This window comes from Salipiger abyssi, from assembly GCF_001975705.1.
Lineage (GTDB): Bacteria > Pseudomonadota > Alphaproteobacteria > Rhodobacterales > Rhodobacteraceae > Salipiger > Salipiger abyssi.
The window spans coordinates 2,363,670-2,389,064 of record NZ_CP015093.1 but is presented as its reverse complement, the minus strand read 5'-3'; the positions used below and the strand labels follow the sequence as shown (position 1 = coordinate 2,389,064).

21 protein-coding genes are annotated in these 25,395 nt (G+C 66.9%); 3 read left to right on the top strand and 18 right to left on the bottom strand.

Annotation, left to right across the window (positions count from 1 at the left end):
- Positions 1–24: 24 nt before the first annotated feature.
- From Ga0080574_RS15085 to Ga0080574_RS15070, 4 genes are all read right to left on the bottom strand, one after another.
- On the bottom strand, positions 25–1,206 hold the full coding sequence (locus Ga0080574_RS15085; RefSeq protein WP_076701136.1) for an HlyD family type I secretion periplasmic adaptor subunit: 1,182 nt from the start codon (positions 1,204–1,206) through the stop codon (positions 25–27).
- A gap of 4 nt (positions 1,207–1,210) precedes the next feature.
- Complete coding sequence (locus Ga0080574_RS15080; protein ID WP_380658788.1) at positions 1,211–3,367, bottom strand: ATP-binding cassette domain-containing protein; 2,157 nt, start codon at positions 3,365–3,367, stop codon at positions 1,211–1,213.
- Positions 3,368–3,414: 47 nt separating this feature from the next.
- Positions 3,415–4,710, bottom strand: a complete 1,296-nt coding sequence (locus Ga0080574_RS15075; RefSeq protein WP_076701132.1) for a TolC family protein — start codon at positions 4,708–4,710, stop codon at positions 3,415–3,417.
- A 129-nt stretch (positions 4,711–4,839) separates the two neighbouring features.
- Positions 4,840–8,871 carry an Ig-like domain-containing protein gene (locus Ga0080574_RS15070; RefSeq protein WP_083716864.1) on the bottom strand — a complete coding sequence of 1,344 codons (4,032 nt, stop codon included), beginning with the start codon at positions 8,869–8,871 and terminating at the stop codon, positions 4,840–4,842.
- 409 nt (positions 8,872–9,280) lie between these two features.
- Here Ga0080574_RS15070 and Ga0080574_RS15065 point away from each other — a divergent pair, with 409 nt between their 5' ends.
- The gene (locus tag Ga0080574_RS15065) at positions 9,281–9,787 is read left to right on the top strand and encodes a flavin reductase family protein (RefSeq protein WP_076701128.1); all 507 of its coding nucleotides are present in this window, start codon (positions 9,281–9,283) and stop codon (positions 9,785–9,787) included.
- 50 nt (positions 9,788–9,837) lie between these two features.
- On the opposite strand, the gene Ga0080574_RS15060 is transcribed toward Ga0080574_RS15065, so the two are convergent.
- Positions 9,838–10,314, bottom strand: a complete 477-nt coding sequence (locus Ga0080574_RS15060) for a tetratricopeptide repeat protein (RefSeq protein WP_076706007.1) — start codon at positions 10,312–10,314, stop codon at positions 9,838–9,840.
- 42 nt (positions 10,315–10,356) lie between these two features.
- On the opposite strand from Ga0080574_RS15060, the gene Ga0080574_RS15055 reads away from it, so the two are divergent.
- Positions 10,357–11,598 carry a cytochrome-c peroxidase gene (locus Ga0080574_RS15055; RefSeq protein WP_076701124.1) on the top strand — a complete coding sequence of 414 codons (1,242 nt, stop codon included), beginning with the start codon at positions 10,357–10,359 and terminating at the stop codon, positions 11,596–11,598.
- Positions 11,599–11,642: 44 nt separating this feature from the next.
- Here the strand turns inward: Ga0080574_RS15055 and Ga0080574_RS15050 are convergent, their stop codons facing one another.
- The 13 genes from Ga0080574_RS15050 to Ga0080574_RS14990 form a co-directional block, all read right to left on the bottom strand.
- The gene (locus Ga0080574_RS15050; RefSeq protein ID WP_076701119.1) at positions 11,643–12,101 is read right to left on the bottom strand and encodes an NUDIX hydrolase; all 459 of its coding nucleotides are present in this window, start codon (positions 12,099–12,101) and stop codon (positions 11,643–11,645) included.
- A 209-nt stretch (positions 12,102–12,310) separates the two neighbouring features.
- Positions 12,311–12,751 carry a DsrE family protein gene (locus Ga0080574_RS15045; RefSeq protein WP_076701115.1) on the bottom strand — a complete coding sequence of 147 codons (441 nt, stop codon included), beginning with the start codon at positions 12,749–12,751 and terminating at the stop codon, positions 12,311–12,313.
- A 29-nt stretch (positions 12,752–12,780) separates the two neighbouring features.
- Positions 12,781–13,782, bottom strand: a complete 1,002-nt coding sequence (locus tag Ga0080574_RS15040; protein WP_076701111.1) for an SLAC1 anion channel family protein — start codon at positions 13,780–13,782, stop codon at positions 12,781–12,783.
- Positions 13,783–13,785: 3 nt separating this feature from the next.
- Positions 13,786–14,139 (bottom strand): DUF5368 domain-containing protein, encoded by a 354-nt coding sequence (locus Ga0080574_RS15035; RefSeq protein WP_076701107.1) that lies wholly within the window; start codon positions 14,137–14,139, stop codon positions 13,786–13,788.
- Between the two features lie 12 nt (positions 14,140–14,151).
- On the bottom strand, positions 14,152–15,471 hold the full coding sequence (locus tag Ga0080574_RS15030; protein WP_076701103.1) for an NAD(P)/FAD-dependent oxidoreductase: 1,320 nt from the start codon (positions 15,469–15,471) through the stop codon (positions 14,152–14,154).
- A 194-nt stretch (positions 15,472–15,665) separates the two neighbouring features.
- Positions 15,666–15,803: a cytochrome bd-I oxidase subunit CydX gene (cydX, locus tag Ga0080574_RS15025; protein WP_076701099.1), complete on the bottom strand. Its 138-nt coding sequence runs from the start codon at positions 15,801–15,803 to the stop codon at positions 15,666–15,668.
- Between the two features lie 15 nt (positions 15,804–15,818).
- Positions 15,819–16,982 (bottom strand): cytochrome d ubiquinol oxidase subunit II, encoded by a 1,164-nt coding sequence (cydB, locus tag Ga0080574_RS15020; RefSeq protein ID WP_076701095.1) that lies wholly within the window; start codon positions 16,980–16,982, stop codon positions 15,819–15,821.
- A 5-nt stretch (positions 16,983–16,987) separates the two neighbouring features.
- On the bottom strand, positions 16,988–18,628 hold the full coding sequence (locus Ga0080574_RS15015) for a cytochrome ubiquinol oxidase subunit I (RefSeq protein ID WP_076701090.1): 1,641 nt from the start codon (positions 18,626–18,628) through the stop codon (positions 16,988–16,990).
- A gap of 183 nt (positions 18,629–18,811) precedes the next feature.
- Positions 18,812–20,482 (bottom strand): amino acid ABC transporter ATP-binding/permease protein, encoded by a 1,671-nt coding sequence (locus Ga0080574_RS15010; RefSeq protein ID WP_076701087.1) that lies wholly within the window; start codon positions 20,480–20,482, stop codon positions 18,812–18,814.
- Positions 20,479–22,131, bottom strand: a complete 1,653-nt coding sequence (cydD, locus tag Ga0080574_RS15005; protein WP_076701084.1) for a thiol reductant ABC exporter subunit CydD — start codon at positions 22,129–22,131, stop codon at positions 20,479–20,481. The genes Ga0080574_RS15010 and cydD overlap by 4 nt, the downstream gene beginning before the upstream one ends.
- Before the next feature lie 101 nt (positions 22,132–22,232).
- The gene (locus Ga0080574_RS15000) at positions 22,233–23,069 is read right to left on the bottom strand and encodes a 3-oxoadipate:acetyl-CoA acetyltransferase (protein WP_076701080.1); all 837 of its coding nucleotides are present in this window, start codon (positions 23,067–23,069) and stop codon (positions 22,233–22,235) included.
- Positions 23,066–23,902: an alpha/beta fold hydrolase gene (locus Ga0080574_RS14995; RefSeq protein WP_076701076.1), complete on the bottom strand. Its 837-nt coding sequence runs from the start codon at positions 23,900–23,902 to the stop codon at positions 23,066–23,068. The genes Ga0080574_RS15000 and Ga0080574_RS14995 overlap by 4 nt, the downstream gene beginning before the upstream one ends.
- Positions 23,899–24,270, bottom strand: coding sequence for a hypothetical protein (locus tag Ga0080574_RS14990; RefSeq protein WP_076706006.1), 372 nt, complete (start codon positions 24,268–24,270; stop codon positions 23,899–23,901). The genes Ga0080574_RS14995 and Ga0080574_RS14990 overlap by 4 nt, the downstream gene beginning before the upstream one ends.
- 195 nt (positions 24,271–24,465) lie before the next feature.
- Here Ga0080574_RS14990 and Ga0080574_RS14985 point away from each other — a divergent pair, with 195 nt between their 5' ends.
- Positions 24,466–25,341, top strand: coding sequence for a dioxygenase family protein (locus Ga0080574_RS14985; protein WP_156876459.1), 876 nt, complete (start codon positions 24,466–24,468; stop codon positions 25,339–25,341).
- The last annotated feature ends 54 nt before the right edge of the window (positions 25,342–25,395 follow it).

Genomic DNA, 25,395 nt, shown 5'->3' with positions numbered 1-25,395 from the left:
CGCGCGGATTGGCAAGACCGTGCGTCAGGGTTCGCGAAGCGCCTCGCGGGTCTTGTAGAGCGGTTTCAGCAGATATTGCAGCACGGTCTTTTCGCCGGTGTGCAGCTCGGCCTGCGCCATCATGCCCGGGCGGATCTCGATCCGCGCCTGCCGGTCGCTAAGCGCCGACATGTCGACCCGCACCGTCACCTTGTAATGCGGCCCGAGCTCGGGGCGGCGCTCGTCCTCGAACGTGTCCGCCGAGATCACGTCGACCCGGCCCTTCAGCGTGCCGTAGATCGTGTAGTCATAGGCGGTGAGCTTGATCGTCGCCTCCTGACCGGGGCGGATATTGGCGATGTTCTCGGGCGCCACCTGCGCTTCGACGAACAGCTGCTCGTCGAGCGGAATGATCTGCATGATCTCCTCGCCCGGCCGCACCACACCGCCGATCGTGGTCACGTTCAGCCCGTTCACCACCCCATGCATCGGCGCCACCAGCACCGTGCGGCTGAGCTGATCCTGGCTGGACTTGAGTGTCTGGCGCAGGGTCGCCAGCTCTTTCAGCGTATCGGAATAGTCCTGCGCGCGGGTCAGCTCGGTCTGGGTGACGATTTCATCATGGCGCACCTTGGCGTCGGCAAAGGCCTTGCGTGCGCGGGTCACCTCGATCAGCGCCACCACCTTGCTCGCAAGAAGATCCTCCAGCAGTTTCAGCTCGTTATAGGCCTGGTCCATGACCCGCTTCGCGCCCGCAGCGCGCTTGAGATAATCCGCCTGACGCGCCGCGAGCAGCGCCCGCTCGGACTGCACGATCTCGGGGCTCCGCTCGGCCAAAGATGCGGGGGCATCGAAATCCGACGCCCCCGCCAGTTCGGCCTCGAGACGCAGGCGGCGCGTCTCAAGGGCGGTAATCTGATCCTGCAAATCATCCACCGAGGACCGGAACTGCGTGCCGTGCAACCGCGCCAGCACATCGCCGCGCCGCACCTCGTCGCCCTCCTTGACCAGCAGCTCCGACAGGATGCCGCCCTCAAGGTTCTGGATGATCTGCGGACGCGAGGAGGAAATGATCTGACCATCCGCCCGGACGATCTCATCGACCCAGGCAAAGCCGGCCCAGAGGATGAAGGCCCAGACCGAAATGGCGCAGAGCCAGACCGTCAGCGACGGCCCCTTCAGATCGCGAAAGAGCTGGGCGGAAAGATTGGTGGAGCTGCTCGCCATCGTCTCAGGTCTCCTTGCGCAGATGGCCGAGCACCTGGTCGCGCGGCCCGTCCACGGCGACGCGGCCCTGCGCCAGAACCATGGTGCGGGAGGCCAGCGACAGGATCGGCACGCGGTGGGTGGCGATCACGGCGGTGCGGTGCGCCAGCCAGCTTTCCAGGCGTGACACCAGCGTCTTTTCCAGCGTCTGGTCGAGCGCGGCGGTGGGCTCGTCCAGCAGGCAGATATCGGGATCCTGCAACCACAGCCGCGCCCAGCCGATGCTCTGACGCTGGCCGACGGAAAGCCCCTCGCCGCCGTCACGGATCTCCAGATCCAGCCCCTTTGGATGCGCCTTCACATGCGGGCCGAGCCCGGCGAAATCCAGCGCCTCGTAAAGTCGCGCATCGTCGCGTTCCAGCAGCGACAGGTTCAGGTTGTCGCGCAGCGTGCCGTGGAACAGCCGGACGTCCTGCCCCAGATAGCCGATGCAGCGGCGCAGGTCGCGCGGCTCGATCTGTGCCATCTCGGTGCCGTCGATCAGCAGCTTTCCCGTCGTGGGCGCATAGAGCCCCGAAAGCAGCTTGAGCAGGGTCGATTTGCCCGACCCGTTGGCGCCCAGCACCGCCAGCGTCTGTCCCGGCTGGAGGACCAGGCTTGGCAGATCGACCACGGCCGCGCCCTCGGGATCGTAGCGGAAGCTGACATCGCGCAGCTCGAACTGGCCACGCAGATGCTCGCGGCGCAGATAGGTCCGCGCCTCGGCCCGATCCTGCGCGACGTCGGCAATGCCGTCCAGCCCGTCGAGCGCGCCTTTGACATTGCCCCAGCGCGCGAGGATGCCGGAGAGCTGGGTCAGCGGCGCCAGCGTGCGTGAGGTCAGGATGCCGGTGGCGATGATCGAGCCCACGGTGAACTCACCGGCAAAGACCAGATAGGTGCCGCAGATCACCGCCGTCACATAGGTGCCTTGCTGCACCCCCTGAGACCAGAAGGTCAGTATCGCCGAGAGCCGCCGCTGCTCGGAGCTTTTCAGCGCCTGCACCGCCGTCAGCTCCTCCCAGAGCCGGCGGAACCGGTCTTCGGCGCGCTGTGCCTTGATCGTGTCGAGCTCGGTCACGACCTCCTGCAACAGCCGTGACTGCCGCGCCGAGGCGCCCTGCATCTCGCGCGTGAGCCGGATCATCCGGCGCTGCATCGCAAAGCCGGGCAGAACCATCAGAAGCCCGCCGAGGATCAGCACACCGACGACGGGTCCGGCAATCGACCAGACCAGCAGCAGGAAGACGAAGACAAAGGGAATATCCGCCAGCGCACCCACGGTGGAAGCGGTGAAAAACTCGCGCACCGAGCCGAATTCGCGCATCGAGGAGAAGAGCTGCGCCGGCGACCGCCCTGGGATGTCCGAGCGCATGCCCAGCAGTCGCGACATCAGCAGCGTCTGGGTGGTCATCTCGATCTGCCGCCCCGCCCCGTCGAGCAGCTGCGAGCGCGCCACCTTGAGAAACGCCTCCAGCAACAGCGCCATCACGGCGCCCGCCGCCAGCACCCAGAGCGTGCTTTCCGACTGGTGCGGGATCACCCGGTCGTAGACCTGAAGCGAAAACAGCGCCACCGACACCGCCAGCAGATTGGCCACGAAGGAACCCAGCGCCACCTCGGCAAAAGGCCGCGTGAAGCGCCGGAACTGGCCCCAGAACCAGTGCGCCCTCATTTCAGCGCCGGCGTGCGTCTCGGAGAGCGCGGAGATCGGCGCTTCGGCCCGCAGGATCGTGCCAGCGAAGACCGGGGCGAAGTCGCCCAGCGCCACCTCGGCGCGGCGGCCTTTGGCGCTGGGGTCGTACACGGTGAGCCCGCCCGCCTCCTGCGCCAGCACCAGCACCGCCTGCCCGCTGCGCATCAAGGCCAGCGCCGGCCAGAGATCCGGGGTCAGGCTTGCCGGGCTACGGGCCTCGGGCAAGAGCCCGGCGGCGTCGAGACCGGCGCGCAGGGCCTCGGCGCCAAGGCCTCCATCGGTGCTCTGGTTGCGCGACAGCGCCTCAAGGATATCGGACGCGCGCGCCTCGACGCCTTTCAGCCCCGCCAGAACACGGATCAGATCGCAACGCGCATGGGCACGGTCGGAGTGGCGCGGCGCGTCCCCCGCGCTGTTGGCCGGCACCGGGCGCGGCACCGCCCGCAGCACGGGCGTTCGGGCGATGCCCGCAGCCACCGGAGCCGGCTGCGCGGTCAAATCCGCGCCCCCTCGGCAAGCGCGCCCTGAAGACGCGCCAGCGCGAGCTCGGCACGGGCAGCGCGATAACGCAGGTCAATCTCGGTTTCGAGCGCGCCGGCATAGGTCTCGTAGACGCCCACCACATCCATCACCTGGCGCTGCCCGCCCTCGTATTGTCGCTGGAAAAGATCCAGGTTTTGCCTTGCCTGAGCGGTCAGCAACCGTGCCTCGGAAAGCTGACGGCGATAGGCCTCGAGCTGGCCGCTCTGGCTGGCGATCTCGCGCGCCGCCGCCTCGGCGGCCTGGGCGACGCGGCGCTCGGCGGTTTCCTTGCCGGCCTCGATGGCGTTCAACTCGGCCATGGTGCCGAGACCGAAGAGCGAATCCGTGGTCACACCAAGCCCGCCGCTCAGACCGCCATCGTCCGACAGCCGGCCATTTGCCGAAAGACCCGGAAGGTGGCTGGCCCGGGCAATGCGCGCCTCCGCAAGCGTCGCCTCGCGCTCGGCCTCGGCCCGCAGCACCGCGAGCGGCGGCGCCTCCGGCGCCGCATGCAGGCCGCCGAGCCCCCGCAGCGCATCAAGCGGGCGCGCCGACATGGCGTTGAGCTCCGCCAGCGCGGTGCGGCTGCGCTCTTCCGCTCGGCCCTGCTGCGCCTGGATGGAGGCAAGTTTCTGGCGCAGCACGTTGAGGTCCGACATGTCCGACACGCCGCCCCGGACCCGTTCGCTCATCACCCATTCAAAGCGGGTCATCTCGCGATGCGCCTCGGCGAAATGCGCGGCGCTGTCACGCCCCTCCTCGGCGGCGAGATACAGCGTCAGAGCCTCAAAGACCCGGCTGTTTCCGTCCTCGACCAGCGCCACGGCGGCCAGCTCGACATCGGCCTTGGCCTTGTCGCGCTCGGCGATCTTGCGGCCGTTGTCGAAAAGCACCTGGTCGATCACCAGCGACGCCGCGAAACCGCCCAGCGAATTGAGCGAAATATCCGGACCGATCCTTGGCAGCCAGTTCTTCCGGGCCGCTTGCGCGCGCAGCTGCGCCACACGCAACTCGGCCTCGGCCACGCGCGCGTCGCTTTGCATCACCGCCTCGGCGACCCGCTCATAAGGCGTTCCCGATGCGATGGCGCTGCGCCGCGCCTGAAGCTGCGCGATGATCGGCGAGACCTCTTCCAGCTCCGCGCTGGCCGGCGTCGCCGTGCTGTCCCTGGGCGCCAGCGCGGTGGGCTCCATGCCCATGAACCGCGAAACGACGCCCTCTCCCGTGTCTCTCATGCAGCCCGGCACCATCGCCAGAACGGCGATCATGACCAGGCTCCGCCTGTGTGTCTGCCCCATGCGTGCCCCCGTAAACGGCGCGTTTTATCGTTATTTCGGGATCCGGAGGCCCGGGTAAACCGAGCCTCCGGACGTTTACTCGTACACCTACTCGTACCCTCAAATCACCACGTTGGTGATGTCCTCATCAATTCTCAGATCGGTGTCGCCGAGGGAGAAGAGGTTGTAGCCCTCTCCGTCATTGCCCTGAGCCTGAGCACCGACAATCGTCACACTGTCATCCGACCCGCCCTCGACGATCAGCGTGTCGCCATTCGACGACAAGGCCGCCAGTTGCGACTCGGTGATCGTCAGCGCGCTTTCCTCGGCGAATTGCAGGTCGATCGTCTCGATATTGAACTGCGAGAGCGCCTGAGCCAGCGGGTTGGACATGGCCACCTCGGAGGTGGTCGTATCGTCCACCACCAGATAGGTGCCCGAGCGGTTGCCTGCCGCGTCGGTCGCGCTCACCACGAGATGCGAGCCGTCCGGCACCACCTCGTTGAAGGAATAGGCGGTCTCGCCCAGCCCCGAAATCTGGTAAGAGCTGAACGCCACATCCGCGATCTCCGCGCCGTCCTCATCGACCACGGTGTCGATCTCCACATCGCCTTCGCCGCTCGCCAGCGTGATGCCGCGCAGGCCGGTATGGTCCCGGGTGTAGCTCTCCACATCCGGTGTATCGGGTGCCAGCGTATCCATCGCCACGGTTTCGGTGATCGACGTGGTGTTGCCCGCCGCGTCCACCGCTTCGATCAGCATCGACAGCTCGGTCGCCTCCGCCGGGATGGCGGTCGCGGGGATATCCGCCGTCCAGTTGCCGCCGGTATCGACGCTGGCCGCGATCTCCACGCCCCCGACCGTGAGTGTGACCGTCGACCCGGGCTCGACCGTGCCGGTCAGCCCAAAACCGCTGCGCGCCTCTTCGGCATTGACGATATCGTCGCCGGCAATGGGCGTGTCGGAGACAGCCAGCCCGTCCACATAGGTGTCGACCGCAAAACGCGCGCTGGCGCTGGCGGTGTTGCCCGCAGCATCGGTGGTCGAAACCTCGGCCACCGCATCGTACTGGCCCGCCGGGATCTCGGCGGCGGTGAAGCTGGCGCTCCAGTTGCCCGCCGCATCCACCGTCGCGGCGCGTTCGGTGCCCTCGAAGGTCACGGTCACGCTGCTGCCGGGTTCGGTGGTCCCGGTCAGGGTGACGCCATCGGCGGCCTCTGCGGCATTGACCACATCGTCGGTCTCGATCGGATCGTCAGAGAGCCCGAAATTCACCACCTCGGTGTCGATCCCGACGCCGTCGCTGCGAGTCAACGTGTTGCCCGCCGCGTCGGTGATCGTCGCGGTGATATCGGCAGTATAGGTCCCGGCGGGAATCTCGGCGGCGGCGAAGGCCGCGCTCCAGACACCATCGGCATCGGTCGTCACCGTCATCGCCGCATCGCCCAGTGTCACCGCGACCGCCTGGCCGGGTGTGGAAGTGCCCGTGACAACCACGCCATCCGACGCCTCGGCGGCGTTGACGATGTCGTCGCCTTCGAGCGGCGCCGGGTCGATGGTCAGCAGGCCGGCATCGGTGTCGATCCCGATCTCCCGGGTCAGCGTCTCGCTATTGCCCGCCGCATCGGTGGACACGGCGGTCAGCGTGACCGTCTGCTCGCCCGAGGGCAGCGCGTCGGCGCCATAGCTCACGGTCCAGCTGCCATCGGCGGCAACCGTCGCCGCGCGCGCGATGCCCCCGAGGGTGACCTGGACGCTCGCACCCGGCTCGGTGCTGCCGGTGAGGGTGAGCCCTTCGGCCGCCTCGGAAGCGCTGATGATCCCATCGGCGCCGCCAAGCTCGGATGTCAGGGCGAAATCCCGCACCAGCGTGTCCACGGCGATCTCGCCGCTGGCGCTGGCAGTGTTGCCTGCCGCGTCGGTTGCGATCGCGCTGACGGGCAGCACCGCCTCTCCTTCGGGGATATCCGCCGCCGCGAAATCCACGGTCCAGCCGCCATCGGCGGCGACCGTCGCCGCGCGGGTGACGGTGCCAAGGGTGACCTCGACCCCGGCGCCGGGCTCGGCCACGCCGGAAAGCGAGACGCCATCGGCACGTTCCACTGCGTTGACGATGCCGTCTCCCTCGACCGGGTCCGCCGCAAAAGCGACGGAGGTTTCGGTATCCACGGCAAAGCTGCCGGTCACGACAGAGCTGTTGCCCGCCGCATCGGTTGCGGTGACCGTCACCGCGCTGTCATAGCTCCCCGACGCAATGTCCGCGGCAGAAAGCGCAAGGCGCCACTGGCCCGCGGCGTCGGCGACGGTCTCGTAGCCGGTCCCGTCGATCTCGATATGCACCGACGCCCCGGCATCGGCGCTGCCCGTCAGCACCACGCCTTCGGCGGCCTCGGCGGCATTCACCGTGCCGTCCCCCCCGATGCCGTCGTCCAGCGTTACCGAGATCTCGGTATCGACGGCAAAGGCGTGCTCGGCGCTGGCGGTATTGCCGGCGGCATCGGTCGCGCTGACGGTTGCAACGGTCTCGTAGCTGCCCGCTTCGAGCCCGTTGAAGGTGACGCTCCAGCGACCATCCGCGGCGACACTCGCCTCCTGGCTGAGCCCGGCAACCGTGACCATGACGGTGGCACCCGGCTCGGCGCTGCCGGTCAGGAGCACGCCGTCCGCCAGTTCCTCGGCATTGATGAGATCGTCTCCGGTGAGAGCCGCCGCGCTGAAGGCCACCGAGGTTTCGGTGTCCACGGAAAACGTGCTGGCGGTGGTCGTGACATTGCCGGCACGGTCCAGGGTGCTGGCCTCGATCCCGGCGCTGTATTCGCCCGCCACGACATCGGCGGCGCTCACCATGACCGCCCAGCGCCCGTCCTCGCCTGCCACGGTCTCATAGCTCTCGCCGTCATAGGTGACCACAACCGGCGCGCCGGCCTCCGCGCTGCCGGTGATGGCAAAGCCCTCGGCGGCCTCGGCCCCGTTCACCAGATCGTCGCCGCCCACCGGGTCGATGCTCAGCGGCGGTGCGACCGTGTCGATATCCAGCGCATCGCCAAGCGCCGTGCTGTTTCCAAAGGCATCGGTGGCGGTCACGACGATATCGGCGAGATATTCGCCCTCGGCCACGACGCTGCTATCGAACGTGATCTGCCAGCCCCCCGCCTCGTCGGCAACGCTGCTGGCGACATGCTCGCCAAGCGCGATCTCGACCGTGGCGCCGGGCTCGGACGTGCCCGCGACGGTGACGCCGTCGGCCTGGTCCCCGGCATTGACGATATCGCCCGTTCCCGCTGTGCCTTCGGTGATCTCAAGCGGCGGCGGGGTCAGGTCGATGGTGACCGGCGGACCGGTCAGATCGGTGACGGTGCCGTCTTCGTCCTCGACGACCACCGTGACATCCTCATAGCTGCCATCATCAGGGAAATCCTCGCCATCGAACTCAACGCCCCAGGCGCCGTTATCCTCGATAACGGTCGTTTCCTCGACGGCGCCGATGGTGACCACCACGGTGGAGCCGGGCTCGCCCGTGCCGGTAATGTCGATGCGAGGATCCTCGGTGCCGCCCACGATGATCGGGATATCGGCATCATCGACGGTGGGAACCGCCGGCGCCGAGGCATTTCCCCCGCCAGATCCACCGCTGCCGCCAGAGCCGCTGCCCAGTATCGCCGCGCCACCGAGCAGCGCCGCGCCGGCGCCGATCGGCCCCAGCAAGCTCGATCCGAGCAGCCCGGCCCCGAGCATGCTGACCTCTTCCTCCTCATAGTTGTCGACCATGAGCGCCGGACGATCAAAAAAGATCAGATCTTCGGAAGGGCTCCACTTCCCCAAGGTCTCGGTGTGTCCGTATTGCACGGCAAGCGACTCGCCGGCGCTTTCGGACAACGTCACCTCCTGCAAAATGCCATCGGCGCTGAGATAGAGCTGGGCAGGGGTACCAGCCCCGAAATAGCCTTCGAGCACGAGCTCGCGCCCGTCGGACAGTGTCAGCACTAAGTCGTTGCCCGCACGCTCGTAGCGCGCGACATCCGACTGATGAAGATTGAGGGAAACCTCGTTGCCGTTCGTCGCGTCGATCAGGACACCTTGCCCATCGCCACCGACACTCCCCTTCGAAACCGCACCCGCACGGGTACGGATCGCGAAATCGATCACGTTCATAATAACACCCACTCTACCTCGGATCGCCTGTTTGTTTTTTTCCGGCGACGCTTTTGTTCTGGTATCCAGCTACCTTAATTTCGCCACAGTCGCCAGTCGCAAAACCGCCCGAAACGCACAAACATGTCGTCTGCGTCACGTTGTTGTGAAAAATCAACAATTCAGTCGGGTTGCGTGAGGTGACAAATAAGATGCTGATAAATTACATCTTTTCCAACACATCCAATGCGCGAACCGAAAAGACCCCGGGTCCGACGAAGTGCAAACGTGTCGGATCGGCTCAAAATACCGCTCCGAAGGCCGTTCGGGTCACGACCGATCTGGACCCTTCCCGACGCTTGCGCAAGGATGGCGCCGAAAGCGCAGCAAGGAGAGGCAGCATGCAGCGACCGCAGCCCGGAGCAATGGCATGAGCGAGACACCCCAAAGCTTCGATCCCGCTGAGACCGATCCGCGCGCTTTTCGCGATGCGCTGGGGCGCTTCGTCACCGGCGTGACCGTGATCACCTGCGCCACGCAGGACGGCCCGCTGGGCATCGCCGCGAACAGCTTTGCCAGCCTCTCGCTGGACCCGCCGCTGGTGCTCTGGTCGCCGGCCAAGAGTTCCGGGCGCTATCCGTTCTTCGTCGCCGCGCAACATTTCGCGATCCACATCCTGAGCAGCGAGCAGGAAGCGATCTGCCGCGGTTTCGCGCGCTCCGGCGACTCCTTCGATCTGGCAGAATGGCAGCGCTCGCCCGAGGGCGTGCCGCTGATCGAGGACTGCGTGGCGCGGTTCGAATGCGAAAAGGTGGCCGAGCATGACGGCGGCGACCACACGATCCTGATCGGAAAGGTGCATCGCGTCGCGACCCTGCCGGGCGATCCGCTGATTTTTTGCGGCGGGCGCTATGGCGGCTTTGCGGGCGGATCCTGATCCCTGTATCTGAATTCGGCGCTTGCCCGGGCGCGCCCGGGCTCGCAGACTCAGCGATAGGGATAAAGCCAACCCTTGTAATCGGCGATCATCGCATGAGCCTTTTCGATCTCTTCCGGCGACAGTGTCGCGCGCAGCGCCTCAACCGCCTCCGCCGCGTCGGGATGGCCGCCGATCTCCGCGAGGCTGTACCAGAGAAAGGCGCGGGCTGGATCCGGCACCGGCAGTCCCATGCCGAGTTCATAACACCAGCCGAGCGACATCTGCGCCCCGGCATGGCCCTTGAGCGCGGCGCGCTGATGCCATTCAAAGGCGCGCACCTCGTCCGTCGTGCCGCCCAGCCCCAGGCTGTAGATCCTGCCGATCATCTCTTCGGCATCGGCATTGCCGGAACGCGCGGCGGGGTCGAGCACGGCCAGCGCCTCGTCGATGAGGCCCTCTGCCAGCAACGCGCGCGCCTCGTCGATGCGCCCGGCCACAAGCGGCGTCGCAAGAAAGACGAAAAGGGCGGTGCAAAGATAACGCATGCGCTGGCGGGCCTGGTGTTTCTGATGGCGGGCGGGGCAGCCATGGCCCAGCCCATCGGGGCGGATGATTTCCTGCCCTTCGATCCGGCGCAAGCCCGCATCGGTCAGCTGCTGTTTTACGACAAGATCCTGAGTGGCAACCGCAACATCTCCTGCGCCACCTGCCACCATCACGACCTCGATGGCACCGACCGGCTGAGCCTCGGCATCGGCGAAGGCGGCAGCGGGCTCGGACCGGAGCGCCGCCCCGGAGACATCGCCAAACGCATTCCGCGCAACGCGCCGGGGCTGTGGAATCTCGGGCATCGCGAAGTGTCGGTGCTGTTCCATGACGGACGGGTCGAGCGCGACGCGCGCTTTCCCAGCGGTTTTTCCACACCGGCAGGCCAACATCTGCCCGAGGGGCTGAGCTCGCCGCTGGCCGCGCAGGCGCTGTTCCCGATGACCGCCGAGTTCGAAATGGCGGGGAATGCCGGCGAGAACCCGGTGGCCGATGCGGTGGCCGGCGCGGTCTGGCAGGGCTGGCCGCTTCTCGCCGCGCGGGTGGCGGCGATCCCGGAGTATGCGGAGCGGATCGTCGCGGCGTTTCCCGAAATCGACCGGCCCGATGAGATCACCGTGGTGCAGATCGCCAACGCCCTGGCGGCGTTCATCGGCACCGAGTGGCAGAGCTATGACAGCCCCTACGACGCCTATCTCCGCGATGGCACGCCGCTACCGGAGGATGCCGAACGCGGACGAAAGCTGTTTTTCGGCGCGGCGGGCTGCGCCGCATGCCATTCCGGGCCGCTGTTCAGCGATCAGTCCTTTCACGCCATGGGGCTGCCCGGGTTCGGCCCGGGGCGCATCCGCAAACACGATCCGATTCCCCGCGATGTCGGGCGCATGAGCGTGACCGACGAGCCGCAAGACGCCTATCGTTTCCGCACCCCGCCGCTGCGCAACGTGGCGCTCACCGCGCCCTATGGCCATAACGGCGCTTACCCGACCCTGCGCGGCATGATCCGTCACATGGCCGATCCGGTGGACGCGCGGCGGCGCTGGCAGCCGCAGCTTGCGCATCTTCCCCGCGTCGCGTCGCTGGAGGATTACGATTTCGTCCTGCTCGAAGACCGGCTGGAGACCGCCCGGCAGCTCGAAACGGTGGAGGTGCGGCGAGTGCCTCTGAGCGATACCGAGGTGGGCGAGATCGAGGCCTTTCTCAAAGCCCTTACCGGGGCCAGCGCGGCAGACCGCCCGCTCGGGCGGCCCGACCGCGTGCCGAGCGGGCTGCCCGTAGACTGAGCCCACAACGTAGGGTGGGCAATCCTGCCCACCGCCCCGGCGCCTCAGCAGGCGCGCAGCATCTCTTGGATCACCGGCTGTTTCTTGGGTTTCTTGGCCAGCATCAGCAAAAGCTCGGTCAGTTCGGGCTCGTGCACGCGCTTGGCCGCCGCCTTGGGCGAGAACCATTTCCGCTTGCGCTGGTGCCGTTCCTTCCAGTTGCGCAGGAGCTTGTCGACGATCATCGGGTAGACCCGCACCAGACAGGGCAGCGCGGTGCCGTTGTCGAGCAGCTTGTCATAGCGATAGGTGCCGAGTTCTTCGCGGCTGACATAGCCCTTGGCCCCGGCCTCCTCCAGCGCCTCGATCTCGGCGGCGTGCCAGGGTTTCTTGCCGTCCATCTCCCAGCCCTTGGGCATCACCCAGCGCCCGGTATCGCGCGAGGTCACCATCAAGACCTGGAGATTGCCCTTCTTGTCCCAATGCATGGGCAGGGCGGCGATCTGTTCGCCAATCGTGGCCATGAAAATACGCACCGCTCGGAATTATCGTTCTTTGATATAGATGGACCGTAAATCCTCTATGACAATTTGGTTAAAAAAGCGTTCTCGCGCGCCGAAAAACCCGTGCGCGTTTGGGGCCATGGGGCGGAAAATGAAAAATGGGCCCGGACAGGAGGGATCGTCCGGGCCCGTCCCCGTCCGGCTGTTTGGGGCAGCCGGACGTGAATCGCTCAGTAGCTGACGACCTGGGTGTCGTCGCCGATGATCGCCGCAGCCATGGCCGGCGGCTGCGCCACACCCACCCCGTCGAGCAGCGCGGTGGCTTCCGCGCCCTTGCCGGGCAGGTAGATCGCGCAGACCTCGACCCGGGCGCCGGGCTCGGCCATGATCGTCTGCATCAGCCCCTGCGGGCTCATGCCCTTGGGCGGCTGCGGCGCGGTGGCGCTTTCGGGCGCCTCTTTCAGCGCGATATCGGCGGCGGGACCGCAGAGCAGGATATGCGGCACGGCGCCCTGCTTGGCGGCCTGAAAGGCCAGCACCATGGCCATGAGCTGGGTCTGCGGCTCGGGCGAGGTCAGCACGGTCACCAGCTTTTCAGCGCTGTCGGCGCGGGCCGCCGGGGCCGCGAGGCAGGTGGCGGCCACGAGGGCGGCAGTGAGGAAACGGGTCATCGGATCGTCCTTTCTGTCTGTCCGGAAGATTACTCGGGTTGGCAGATTTCGCCGCGCAGGATGGCGAGGCCGGTGCGCGCGATCAGATAGCCCACGATCCCCACCAGCAGCGCCAGGAACACCGCGCCCAGCGCGGTCAGCGCCGGCAGCTGTGCCAGCTCGGCATAGCGCAGGGTCGAAATCGTCAGCGCGGCGACCGGAAAGCTCAGCGCCCACCAGGACATGGCGAAGGGCAGCTTGAGGATTTTCGGCGCCTGGGTCGCAACGAGGCCCAGAAACACCAGCGACGTGTAGAAGAGCACCCGGGCAAACCCGTCGAGTACGCCGCCATTGAGTTGCAGCCAGCTCAGAAAGGCGACGGCGGGCGGCGCGATGAGGATCACCAGCGTCGGCAGCAGCCGGCCCGGCAGCGGATCGTGAAAGATCAGCCGGTTCATCACCAGCGTCAGCAGCACGACCCAGAAAACCAGCCCGGCGGAGAAGAACAGCCAGGAGATCTCGGTAAAGCCCAGAGCGACGCCGGCCACCGGCACGACGATATTGCCCACCGCCGGGATGAACCAGGCGGGCGAGATATGGATGTGCTGGAACGGGCGGTGCCCGATCCAGCCCGACAGCACCGCGAGGGTCAGCGCCCCCTGCCCCAGCATCCCGGCCAGCCAGACCACCCGCGCCGCGTCCCCGGCGACCGGGCGCAGGGCGGTGGCGATGAGCAGCACCGAGATCGTGATCGCCGGAAAGAAGGCGATCCTCACCGGATGGTTCCACTCCGCCGCGAAGGCCTTTGGCACCCGCAGCGCCTTGAGCGCGAAGAATACGGAGACCACCAGGAAATCGGCGATGGCCGCCCAGAGCGCGACCTGACCGAGCCATTGCGGCCAGCCAAAGCTGAGTTCAGCCCGGTGCAGCGCCAGCGCCAGCCCCGCAAGCCCCATCACCGACGCAAAGAAGGTGACCGGGAAATGCGCGAGCCGGCCATGCGGCGCGTCGGCAACCGGAGCGGCGGAGGCCTGGGGGGTGACGTCGGACATGGCTCAGTCCTCGGATTTGCGCAGGAACAGGGATTCGAGCGTGTAGACCAGGATCGCGAGGCCGATGGCCCCGGCAACCGCGATGGCCAGCAGCAGGATCACGTCGATGGGCCCGCCGATATCGGCGAGGCTCGACCGGGTCTCGAACAGCACGAACCAGACGGCCAGCACCGCGCCCACGGGCATGGAAAGCTGCGCCCAGAGGAACTTGCGCCAGCTCACCGCGCGGTCGCGGATCAGCACGTAGAGATAGGCCAGCGTGATCAGCCCCGCGACCACGACCATGGCCCAGAACAGGGCCTGACCGAAGATTTCCTCGAAGACGGCGATAAGGGTGCCGAAAGTAAGCTCTTGCATGATCTCTCCTCCTCAGGCCCGGCCGCGCAGCATGGCGTTGTAGGTCGCTTTGAGCGCGATCTCCTTCATCAGCCAGCTGACCCACAGCTCCTCAAGCGGCGCGATCACGCCGGGGAAGCTGGGCACGAGGTTGTTGTGATAGTCGAACTCGACCAGCATGGCGCGGCCCACGCGGGTGATCAGCGGGCAGGAGGTATAGCCGTCATAGGCGCTGTCGGCGGTCGTGCCCGCGATCTGCGCCACGAGGTGATCCTCGACCACCGGCACCTGCCATTTGACCGAGGCGGCGGTCTTGCCCTTGGGCACACCGGCGATGTCGCCCACCGCAAAGACCTCCGGGTAGCGGAGGTGACGGAGATTGGCCATGTCGACCTCCATCCAGCCCTCACCGACCCATTTGTCGGCCCAGCTCAGCCCGCTGTCGCGGATGACCTGCGGCGCGCGCTGCGGCGGGATAACGTGGATATAGTCGTAATCCATCTCCACATCGCCCTGCGGCGTGGCGAAGGTGGCGCGCTTGGCGCCGGGATCCATCGCCTTCAGCACATGCGAATATTCCGGTGTGATCTGGCGCTGACCGAACAGCATCCGCACCTTTTCCGACACGATCGGCACGCCGAAGAGCGTGTCGTTCTGCGCCATGTAGTGCACATCCATCTTCGAGCGGCCACCGGCCTTGCGGGCGATGTCGTCGATCAGGAAGGTGTGCTTGAGCGGCGCGCCGGCGCATTTCATCTCGGTGATCGGTCGGGTGAAAAGCCCCACGCCGCCGGTCTCGGTATAGGCCTGCGCCGCCTGCCAGGTTTTCGCGGCGTAGTCCGGCCCCGCATAAAGCGCGCCGATGCCGTCCTTGCCCACCAGATCGAGATCGAAGCCCTCGATGGCGGCATGGTCCAGCGTCAGGCCGGTGGCGACCACGAGGTAGTCGTAGTTCAGCACCTCACCGCCCTGTAGCGCGACGGTCTTGGCCTCGGGGTCGATATTGGCGGCGAAATCCTGTTTCAGCTCCACGCCGGACGGCAGCCAGTCGGTGGTCTGGCTCACGGAATAGCCCGGCGCCTTGAGCCCGGCGGCAATCAGCGAAAAGCCCGGCTGATACCAGTGCTCCCGGCGGCCATCCACGATGGTGATGCGGGCACCGTCAAGGCGGCGCACCAGCCGGTTGGCGAGCGCGGTGCCGGCGGCACCGGCCCCCAGAATGACGATATGGGCGCTGGTGGCAACCTGCGCCTGCGCCTCCCGTCCCGCACCCGCGGCAGCCAGCACCCCTGCACCGGCAGCCAGCCCGAGAAAGCCACGGCGGCTCGGACTGAAATTTCTCATGTCGGTCATTGTTACCCTCCTCGACATATCGTGTTTTTAGAATATCTGTTTTGGCGTCACGATGACTCAGATCAAATGTCGAGTGTCGTTTGCTTGTTTTTCTTGCTGGAGTTTTCTTACCGGAGCCGGGGCGGACCGCACGCGTGGTCCGCCCCGCCCCTGCTCCCGCTGTCAGGGACGAAGTGACAGCGGAATTCGGCGCCTCAGCGCTTGTGCTTGCCGACCGGGCACTCGCCCTCGTCGGCGAGGCAGGCATCGACCCGCAGTTCCAGCCACATCGCGTTCAGAACCGCGAAGAGCGCGGCCAGCGGCAGGCCGAGAAGCCAGGCAAAATACCACATGTTCTGTCTCCTTTCTCAGTAGACGCTGTCAGAGCTGCCGGTCACTTCCTCTTCGGTGACCTTGCCCCAGAGCACTTTGTAGACCCAGGCCGTGTAGAGCATGATCAGCGGCATGAAGATCACCGCCGCCACCAGCATCACGAACAGAGTCAGATGCGAGGAGGTGGCATCCCACACGGACAGCGAGCTGGTGGGATCGACGGTCGAGGGCAGCACGAAGGGGAACATGGTCAGGCCGACGCTGGCGATGATGCCGGTGATGGCCAGTTTCGACCACAGCAGGGTCGAGACCTCATGGCCCTCGCGCAGCCCGCGCACCGCCATGGCAATGCCGGCAAAACCCATCAGCGGCGCGATGGCGATCCAGGGCCGCTCGCCATAGGCGGCCAGCCACGATCCCCCGCGCGAGACTTCGTTGTAAAGCGGGTTCGACGGTCCGTCGGTGACCACCTCGCCGACCATGGCAAAGCCGTCCACACCGAAGGCCAGCCAGACACCCGCCAGCGCGTAGGTCGCGGCGGCGACGATGCCGGCAACCGTGCCGATATTGCGGGCACGGATCTGCACCATGCCTTCGGTCTTCAGCGTCAGCCAGGCGGCGCCATGCATCAGAAGCATCGACAGCGACACCACGCCCGAGAGGATCGCGAAAGGCCGCAGCAGGCCAAGGAACTTGCCGTAGAAGGTGCCGTCATACATCGGCATCAGATCTTCGGTCAGATGGAACGGCACGCCCAGCAGCACATTGCCCACCGCCACACCAAAGAGCAGCGCCGGGGCCGCGCCGCCGACAAACAGCGCCCAGTCCCAGTTGTTGCGCCAGCGCTGGCTGTCGCGCTTGGAGCGGTACTTGAACCCGACGGGCCGCAGGATCAGCGCCGCGAGCACGGCGAACATCGCCAGGTAAAAGCCCGAGAAGCTCACCGCGTAGAGCGGTGGCCAGGCGGCAAAGATCGCGCCGCCGCCCAGGATGAACCACACCTGGTTGCCTTCCCAGACCGGGCCGATGGTGTTGATCACCACGCGCCGCTCCACATCGGTCTTGCCGACGAAGGGCAGCAGCGCGCCGACGCCCATGTCGAACCCGTCGGTGAGCGCGAAGCCGATCAGCAGCACGCCCAGCAGGACCCACCAGACCACGCGCAGAAACTCGAAACTCAGAAATTCATGCAGGATCATGTGACTTACTCCGCCGGTGTCGCACCAGAGGTGCTCGGATCAGAAGGATCGGCAAAGGGCCCTTTGCCATCATGGGTGCGCAGCCGGTGCTCGTGGCGCTCCAGCCACTGGTCGGTTTCCTCGACATCCATGTACGGGCCCTTGCGGATGTATTTGACCATCAGGCTCATCTCGATGACGAACAGCACCGTGTAGAAGATCACGAAGCCCGCCAGCGTCACCAGCAGATCGCCGATGCTGAGATGGCTGACCGAAAGCGCCGTCGGCAGCACGCCGTCCACCGTCCAGGGCTGGCGTCCGAACTCGGCCACGAACCAGCCAAGCTCCGCCGCGATCCAGGGCGCCGGGATGATGAACACCGCCGTGCGCAGCGCCCAGCGCGGGAACTGCATGGTGCGGAAATTCGACATCACGAAGAAATAGAGCATCACCGCGATGAAGCCGAAGCCCAGCCCGACCATGATCCGGAACGCCCAGAACAGCGGCGCAACGCCCGGGATGGTGTCTTCGGAGGCCTGCACGATCTGCGCATCGGTGGCCTCGCGCGGGTCGTCGACATAGCGTTTCAGCAGGAAGGCAAAGCCCAGATCCGCCGAATGCGCCTCGAAGGTCTCGCGCACCTCTGGCGGGGTGGCGTCGCGCTGCTCGCGAATGGTCATCAGCGCGTCATAGGCGACGATGCCCGAACGCACCTTGTCCTCGGCCTCGCTCACCAGCTGCTCGATGCCCGGGATTTCCTGGGTCAGCGAGCGGGTGCCGATCAGCCCCATCACCCAGGGGATCTCAAGCGCGTAGTGCGTCTCGCGCGCCTCCTTGTCGGGGAAGCCGACCAGGGTGAAGGGCGCCGGCGCGTCATGGGTTTCCCACATCGCCTCGATGGCGGCGAGCTTCATCTTCTGGGTGTGCGAGGCGGAATAGCCGGACTCGTCGCCCAGCACCACGACCGACAGCGCGGCAGCAAGGCCAAAGCTCGACGCGATCGCGATGGAGCGGCGCGCCAGCTCCACATGCCGGCCCTTGAGCATGTACCAGGCCGAAACCCCCAGCACAAAGACCGCCGCGGTGACATAACCGGCGGAGACCGTGTGCACGAATTTCGCCTGCGCCACCTCGTTGAAGAGCACCTCGAAGAAGGAGGTCATCTCCATCCGCATGGTGTCGGGATTGAATTGCGCGCCGACCGGGTTCTGCATCCAGCCATTGGCGATCAGAATCCACAGCGCCGAGAAGTTCGAACCGATGGCGACCAGCCAGGTCACGATCATATGCGCCACTTTCGACAGCTTATCCCAGCCGAAGAAGAACAGGCCCACAAAGGTCGCCTCCAGGAAGAATGCCATCAGACCCTCGATCGCCAGCGGCGCGCCGAAGATATCCCCGACATAGTGGCTGTAATAGCTCCAGTTCATGCCGAACTGGAATTCCATGGTGATCCCTGTCGCGACACCCAGCACAAAGTTGATGCCGAACAGCGTGCCCCAGAATTTCGTCATCTGCCGCCAGATGGGACGGTTGGTCATCACATAGACCGTCTCCATGATCGCCACGAGGATCGACAGACCCAGTGTCAGCGGCACGAACAGGAAGTGATACATCGCCGTCATCGCAAATTGCAGGCGCGACAGCTCGACGATATCGAGCTCCATTTTTCGTCTCCTCGGTTTAGGTGGCCCCTGTCAGCTTCGCAGATCACTGTCTCAGGATTACGAATTAAACATGCACCACAGATTCATGTTTGTCCCTGCGCAATAAACCTATTTCACAGAGTCAAATTTGAGGGTTTGCTACACCCGACTCAAAGGGTCATGATTTGATCTGGATCAAAAATATCAGTTTTTCGGAATGTAGCTTTCGAGGGTCAGCACCCGGTCTGCCGCGTCCAGTTCAGCCGCCCGGTGAGAGGCCGTGACGATCCCCGCTTCCGGCAGAAATTCCCGAACGCCTGTAAGCACTTGGCGGGCCGTCGGACCGTCGAGCCCCTCGGTCGGCTCATCCAGCAACAGCACCGCCGGGCGGCGCAGCAGTGCCCGCGCCAGGACCAGCCTGCGGGCCTGCCCGCCCGACAATCCGGCACCGCCCTCACCGAGTTGTGACCCCAGCCCGCCACGCGCGGAAACCGCCTCGTCGAGCGCCACGGCGCGCAGCACCGCAAGCGCCTTGTCCTCGGTCAGATCCGGGTCGGCGAGCGCGAGGTTTTCCAGAATGCTGCCCGAGAGCAGCGCCGCGCGCTGCGGCACCAGCGTGAGCGCATCGCGCAGCGCCGGCGTCTCCCAGTCGGGCAGCGGTTTGCCGAGGAGCAAGGCCTCGCCCGCCGTGGCGGTCTCCAGCCCCGCCAGCACGTCGAAGAGCGTGCTCTTGCCCGCACCGCTTTCGCCGCGGATCGCCAGCATCTCCCCGGGCATCACGCCAAAGGACAGATCGTGCAGCAACAGCCGCGACCAGCCCGGGCGGGCGAGCGACAGGTGCCGCACCTCCAGCGCCGCGCCGGGCTGCGCCGGCTCTGCCGGGCCGCTGCGTTTCGGCAGGCGGTGCGGCGCGGGGTCGGCCATGACCCGCTCGGCGGCGTCGCGCATGCGGCCGATCTCGGCCATGCCCCGGCGCAGCGGCAAGAGCGTCTCGGCCAGCGCGATGGAGACAAAGACCCCGATCGCCGCCCGCGCCGGGTCGAGCCCGCTATCGGCCACCAGCCAGCCCGCGAGCGCAAAGGCCGCCGCCGTCACCAGCGCGACGATCACCGCGAGGATCATGCCGGCGCCGGTGTCGATGGCATCGAGCCGGTCCATGGCGCCGCGCGCCTCGGCCTCGGTGTCGTCCAGCGCCCCCCGCCAGCGCGGCAGCGCGCCCTGAAGGATCGCTTCGCGCCGGCCCCGGAACATCCCGATGGCGCGCTGGCGCAGGGTCTGCATCGCCTCTTCGGCCTGGCTGGAGGGCGCCAGCGTCGCGCGCCCCACCCGCCAGAGCACCACGCCGCCGCCCAGCAGATAGCCCAGCGCAACAGAGGCCGCGACCGCATGCGAGGTCAGCGCCCAGAGCGCCACGAAGGCCGCGCCATGGGTGATCAGCGCCGCCGCCACCGGCAGCGCCAGCCGCAGCACCACGCCGTCGAGCGCATCCACATCCGCCGTGATCCGGGTCAGCGCCGCCGCCCCGCGCAGCCGCCGCAGCTCGGGCATGGAGAAGCGCTCCAGCCGCGCCAGCAGCGTCACCCGCAGCCGCGCCAGCGCCCGCAGCGTGGCATCGTGGGTCAGCAGCCGCTCGCCATAGCGCGCCGCCGCCCGGCCCAGCGCCAGAAAGCGCACGCCGGCGGAGGGGCGAAACACATCGAAGGCGATGCCGATCCCCGCGAGCCCGGCGATGCCGGTGGCGGTGATGAACCAACCCGAGAGCCCGAGCAGCGCCGCGCCCATGATCAGCACCGCCACGGCCAGCGCCGCGCCGCGCCACATCGCCCAGGGCTCGGCCTTCCAGAGCAGCCGCAGAACCTGCCAGAGCCGCCTCATGCCGCGCCCTCCCCGACCGTCACAACCCGCCCCATCGCACCAGAGAGCGCAGGGTCGTGGGTGGCCACGATCACCGTGCGACCCTCGGCAGCGAGCGCCGCCAGCGCGTCGATGATCGCCCCGCCATTGGCGGCGTCGAGATCGGCGGTCGGCTCGTCGGCAAGGATCACGTCGGCCCCGGTCAGGAAAGCGCGGGCCAGCAGCAGCCGCCGCGCCTCGCCGCCCGAAACGCCGGCGCCGGTCTCGCCCAGAACGGTCTCCAGCCCCTCTGGCAGCGCCGCGACGATGCCCTCGGCACGGGCCTTGCGCAGCGCCGCGTCCATGTCGGCGCTAAGGTCATGCGGATCGAGAAAGCGGCGCAGGGTCATGTCGGGCACATGCACGCTCTGCGGCACATAGGCGACACGCGCGCGCCAGGCATCGGCGATCTCGCAAGCCAGCGCCTGACCGGCCACCGTCACCTGACCCTCTTCCGGCGTCAGCAGCCCGGCGATCAGATCGAGCGCGGTGGATTTGCCGGTGCCGCTGGGGCCGGAGAGCGCGACGCTCTCGCCCGGCGCCACGTCGAGATCCGGCAGCGCGAGCAACTGGTCTCCGCGCCGCACCGCGACACTGCTCAGCGCGACGGAAGCCGGTCCGGCCAGCGGCTCGGCGCGGGCGCCCTGCCCCAGCACCGGCGTCGTCTCGTCCGCTTCCAGCGCATCCAGCTCGTCGGCCACCGCCTCGGCGGCGGCCTTATCGTGCCAGGCGGCAGCGAGGTCGCGCAAAGGCTGGAAATACTCCGGCGCCAGCAGCAGCAGAAACACCCCCTCTGCCAGCGTCAGGCCGGTGCCCCAGGTGCCGAAATTCACCTCGCCCAGCAGCGAAAAGCCGACATAGACCGCCACCAGCGCCACGCCGATGGCCGAAAACAGCTCCAGCACCGTCGACGACAGGAACGCCACCCGCAGCACCGCCATGGTGCGCTCGCGCAGCCCCTCGGCGCGCGCCTCGAAGGCGGCGCGCGACGCATCGCCCGCGTTCAGCAGCAGGATATCGGGCAGCGCGGCGATGCGGTCGATCAGCAGCGTGTTCATATCGCCGATCTCGACCATCTGGCGGGCGCTTGCCTCTTTCGCGGCCATGCCCACCAGCGCCATGAAGACCGGGATCAGCGGCCCGGCGACGAGAAAAATCACCCCGACCGCCCAGGACACGTAAAAGGCCAGCGCCAGGATCAGCAGCGGCACCAGTTTGGTGCGTGCCATGGCCGGGCGGTAACGGGTGATCCACGGCCCGAGAATGGCCAGTTTTTCGGTCAGCATCGCCGCCAGCGCGGCGGAGGAGGCCGCCGCCCCCGGACGCCGCGCCTCGCGGGTCAGCAGCGCCTGCCGCAAATCGTGGATGACGCCATCGGCGGCGTGAAAGGCCAGCCGCGCGGCGATACGGTCGGCGACCGCGCGGACAATCCCGATGACCGCAAAAGCCCCGGCGGCGGCTAGACTCGCCTGCGGCGCGGCCTCTGTCACCCAGCCGCCAATGCCCCAGGCCAGCGCCAGCGCCTGCAAGGGCCAGAGCGCGGCGGCCAGCGCCGAGAGCAGCGCGGCGCGGCGCAACGTGCCCTGAGCCTGTTTCGGCAACAGCCGGTCCGGTGACGTGCGTTTGGCCAAGAGATGCCCCGAAAAGTTCCGCTATCGGCCTGTCTTAGACCCGGCATGGGGCCGAGGCAAACGGCCTGCCCGCGTCACAGCGCCGCCCTTCGGGGCCGCGATCAGGCGGCGCGGAGCCCCAGCATGCGCCGCGCCTGTTCCGGCGTCGCGATGGGGCGGCCATGGCGTTTCGCCACCTCCGCCGCCCGCGTCACCAGCGCCGCGTTGGAAGGGGCCAGCGTGTCGCGGTCGAGCCGGATATTGTCCTCGAGCCCGGTGCGCAGATGGCCGCCGGCCGCCGCCGCCCACTCGTTGACCTCGATCTGATGCCGCCCGATCCCCGCCGCGCACCAGGGCGCGTCGGCGCCGAAAAGCAGCTTCACCGTCTCGACATAGATGTCGAACACCCGCTTGTCGGCGGGCATGGCGTTCTTCACGCCCATGACGAACTGCACATAGGGCGTGCCTTCGAGCGCGCCCCGCTCGGCCATCGCCTTGGCCTGATAGATATGCGAGAGATCGAACGCCTCGATCTCGGGCTTCACCCCATAGGTTTTCATCTCGGAGGCCAGCCATTCGACCAGATCCGGCGGGTTCTCGTAGACCCGCGTCGGAAAGTTGTTCGAGCCCACCGAGAGCGAGGCCATGTCGGGGGCGAGCGGCAGCATGCCGCCGCGCGCCTGCCCGGCGCCGGAGCGCCCGCCGGTGGAAAGCTGCACGATCATGCCGGGGCATGCCGCCTCGATCCCTGCTTTCAGCTGCGCGAACCGCTCGGGATCCGAGGTCGGCTTGCCCTCGTCGTCGCGCACATGGCAATGGGCGACGGTCGCCCCCGCCTCAAAGGCCTCGCGGGTCGATGCGACCTGCTCCTCGACGGTGATCGGCACGGCGGGGTTGTCCGCCTTGGTGGGCAGCGATCCGGTGATCGCCACGCAGATGATACAGGGGGTTTCGCTCATGACATCCTCGATAGCGCATCCAGGAAATACGGGCGGAAGCCCTGCGGATGCTCGCTCATCGGAAAATGACCCAGCTCGTCCATGATCGCAAGCGTCGCACCGGGGATCGCATCCGCCGTGCGTTTTGCATCCTCGGGCGTGCAGGTGAGATCGTAGGCGCCGGCGATGATATGCACGGGCGTTTTGGCAGTGTCGATCTGCCCCAGACGCGGGATCAGGCTGTCATCCCTGGTGTAAAAGCTCAAATCGCCCCGGAACACGCCCGGCCCCGACTGCATGAACATCCACAGCGTATTCCAGCGCTCCGCCTCCGGTGCGTAGGGCGAGATATTGGCCGAGACCAGCGCCGCGCCCATCTCGCCGCCATGGGCGTCGGGACGGTGGAACCAGTCGATATCGTACCAGGCGGGCTGGAAGTCGCTGGCCTCGATGGCGATGAAGCCGGCAAAGCGCTCGGGATGCAGCGCCGCGAGCTGAAGCGCGATGCGCCCGCCCATCGAACAGCCCGCCAGCACCGGCTTTTCCAGCCCCAGCCCATCCATCACCGCCAGGATGGTCTCGATATAGGCGTCTGTGGTGAGCAGGTATTCCTCGGTCTGGAAGCCCTCGGGCGGCAGCGATTTGCTGTGCCAGGGCATGTCGAAGGCGATCAGGCGGTTGGCGCCGGTCACCTCGGCATCGTTCATCAGATGCCGCCACTGACCGGTATGGGCGCCCGCCGTGTGCAGGCAGAGCACCGGGCGGCCCTGCCCGGCCTCCTCGAAATAGATGCGTTGCGCGCGGCCTGCGACCTCGACGGTCAGATAGCGGCCAATGATCGGTTCGATGCTCATGCCCGGCCCTCCCGCGGCAATGCCAGAAGCTCTTTGAAGAAGCGCAGGTTCTTCACCAGAAACAGGATGTCGCCGAGAATCTCGGCGCGGCCGATCTTCACCAGCCCGAAGATATCGTGAAAGCCCGGCTCGGGGATCGGCTGCCAGAATTTCTCCAGCGCCTCGCGGTCGGTGACCAGCGCCACGCGGTAGGGGATCTTCTTCGACGGGCCCGGCACGATCTCGGCCAGCGCGCCCTTGTCGAAGACCAGATAGTGCTCGATATCGCCGACCTTGAGCAGCACCGTCTCCGACACCAGCCGCCCCAGGCGCAGCAGATGCGGGCGCGCCGCCAGCCCGGCGGGCATCGCTTGGATCTCTTGCAGCATTTCGCCTCCCATGCCTTGCGTCGCGCGGACCATGCGCGCGCCGCTTGGTCACAGCAATGACGGCACGAGTATCAGCCGATACCCAAGCGGGCGGATGCAGAAGAGTATTGCGCAATACCTTCGCGGATATTGGATTGCGCCCCGCAAAGCGCGACTGTCCGCCATGATTTGAATATGTCATCTCGGGAGGAGATCATCATGGCAATCACCCTGGAAAACGTCACCGACGTGGTCACCGCGTCGCTGGGCCGGAACGGCGAGATCGACGCCCGTCAGCGCGAGATAATGACCGCGCTGATCAAGCACCTGCACGCCTTCTGCAAGGACGTGAAGCTCCAGCACCACGAGTTCCTCGCCGCCTGTGACTACCTCGCCCGCGCCGGGCAGATCTGCGACGACAAGCGTCAGGAGTTCATCCTGCTGGGCGACATCCTCGGCGTCGAGGTGCTGGTCGACATGCTGTCGAACCCGGTCAGCGGCAGCGAGAGCGAATCCACCGTGCTGGGGCCGTTCTACCGCGAGAACCCGCCGGTTCTGCCCAAGGGCGCCTCGACCGTGCTGAAGAATTTCGACGATCAGGAGACCGCCTATTTCGAAGGCCATGTCCGCGATGCCGATGGCAAGCCGCTGGCTGGCGTGATCATGGATGTCTGGGAGGACGCGCCCAACGGGCTCTACGAAAACCACGACCCCGATCAGCCCGACTACAACCTGCGCGGCCGGTTCGAGACCGACGAGAACGGCCACTACGCCTTCCGCGCGGTGCGCCCGGTGCCCTATCCGATCCCCGACAACGAAACCGCCGGCGAGCTGCTGCGCTACATGGGTCACCACCCCAACCGCCCCGGCCACATGCATTTCATCCTGTCCAAGGACGGCTATCGCCCGCTCATCAGCCAGGTCTATGACAGCTCCTCCGCCTGGCTCGACGACGACAGCGTCTTTGCGGTGAAGGACAGCCTCGTGGCCGAGTTCAAAAAGGCCGGTCCCGAGCTCGACACCGAGCTGCATGTGCAATTCGATTTCGTCCTCAAGCGCGCCGCCGCCGAGGACCGGATCGCCGCCGAATAAGCGTATCCCTGCGACATTCGGCGCGAAACCCCCGCTTCGGCGGGGGTTTTTCTT

Bases quoted from the DNA above. Each gene is read 5' to 3' on its own strand.
- Ga0080574_RS15085 (WP_076701136.1), bottom strand. From the start codon at position 1,206: ATGGCGAGCAGCTCCACCAATCTTTCCGCCCAGCTCTTTCGCGATCTG.
- Ga0080574_RS15075 (WP_076701132.1), bottom strand. From the start codon at position 4,710: ATGATCGCCGTTCTGGCGATGGTGCCGGGCTGCATGAGAGACACGGGA.
- Ga0080574_RS15070 (WP_083716864.1), bottom strand. From the start codon at position 8,871: ATGAACGTGATCGATTTCGCGATCCGTACCCGTGCGGGTGCGGTTTCG.
- Ga0080574_RS15065 (WP_076701128.1), top strand. From the start codon at position 9,281: ATGAGCGAGACACCCCAAAGCTTCGATCCCGCTGAGACCGATCCGCGC.
- Ga0080574_RS15060 (WP_076706007.1), bottom strand. From the start codon at position 10,314: ATGCGTTATCTTTGCACCGCCCTTTTCGTCTTTCTTGCGACGCCGCTT.
- Ga0080574_RS15055 (WP_076701124.1), top strand. From the start codon at position 10,357: ATGGCCCAGCCCATCGGGGCGGATGATTTCCTGCCCTTCGATCCGGCG.
- Ga0080574_RS15050 (WP_076701119.1), bottom strand. From the start codon at position 12,101: ATGGCCACGATTGGCGAACAGATCGCCGCCCTGCCCATGCATTGGGAC.
- Ga0080574_RS15045 (WP_076701115.1), bottom strand. From the start codon at position 12,751: ATGACCCGTTTCCTCACTGCCGCCCTCGTGGCCGCCACCTGCCTCGCG.
- Ga0080574_RS15040 (WP_076701111.1), bottom strand. From the start codon at position 13,782: ATGTCCGACGTCACCCCCCAGGCCTCCGCCGCTCCGGTTGCCGACGCG.
- Ga0080574_RS15035 (WP_076701107.1), bottom strand. From the start codon at position 14,139: ATGCAAGAGCTTACTTTCGGCACCCTTATCGCCGTCTTCGAGGAAATC.
- Ga0080574_RS15030 (WP_076701103.1), bottom strand. From the start codon at position 15,471: ATGACCGACATGAGAAATTTCAGTCCGAGCCGCCGTGGCTTTCTCGGG.
- cydX (WP_076701099.1), bottom strand. From the start codon at position 15,803: ATGTGGTATTTTGCCTGGCTTCTCGGCCTGCCGCTGGCCGCGCTCTTC.
- cydB (WP_076701095.1), bottom strand. From the start codon at position 16,982: ATGATCCTGCATGAATTTCTGAGTTTCGAGTTTCTGCGCGTGGTCTGG.
- Ga0080574_RS15015 (WP_076701090.1), bottom strand. From the start codon at position 18,628: ATGGAGCTCGATATCGTCGAGCTGTCGCGCCTGCAATTTGCGATGACG.
- Ga0080574_RS15010 (WP_076701087.1), bottom strand. From the start codon at position 20,482: ATGAGGCGGCTCTGGCAGGTTCTGCGGCTGCTCTGGAAGGCCGAGCCC.
- Ga0080574_RS15000 (WP_076701080.1), bottom strand. From the start codon at position 23,069: ATGAGCGAAACCCCCTGTATCATCTGCGTGGCGATCACCGGATCGCTG.
- Ga0080574_RS14995 (WP_076701076.1), bottom strand. From the start codon at position 23,902: ATGAGCATCGAACCGATCATTGGCCGCTATCTGACCGTCGAGGTCGCA.
- Ga0080574_RS14990 (WP_076706006.1), bottom strand. From the start codon at position 24,270: ATGCTGCAAGAGATCCAAGCGATGCCCGCCGGGCTGGCGGCGCGCCCG.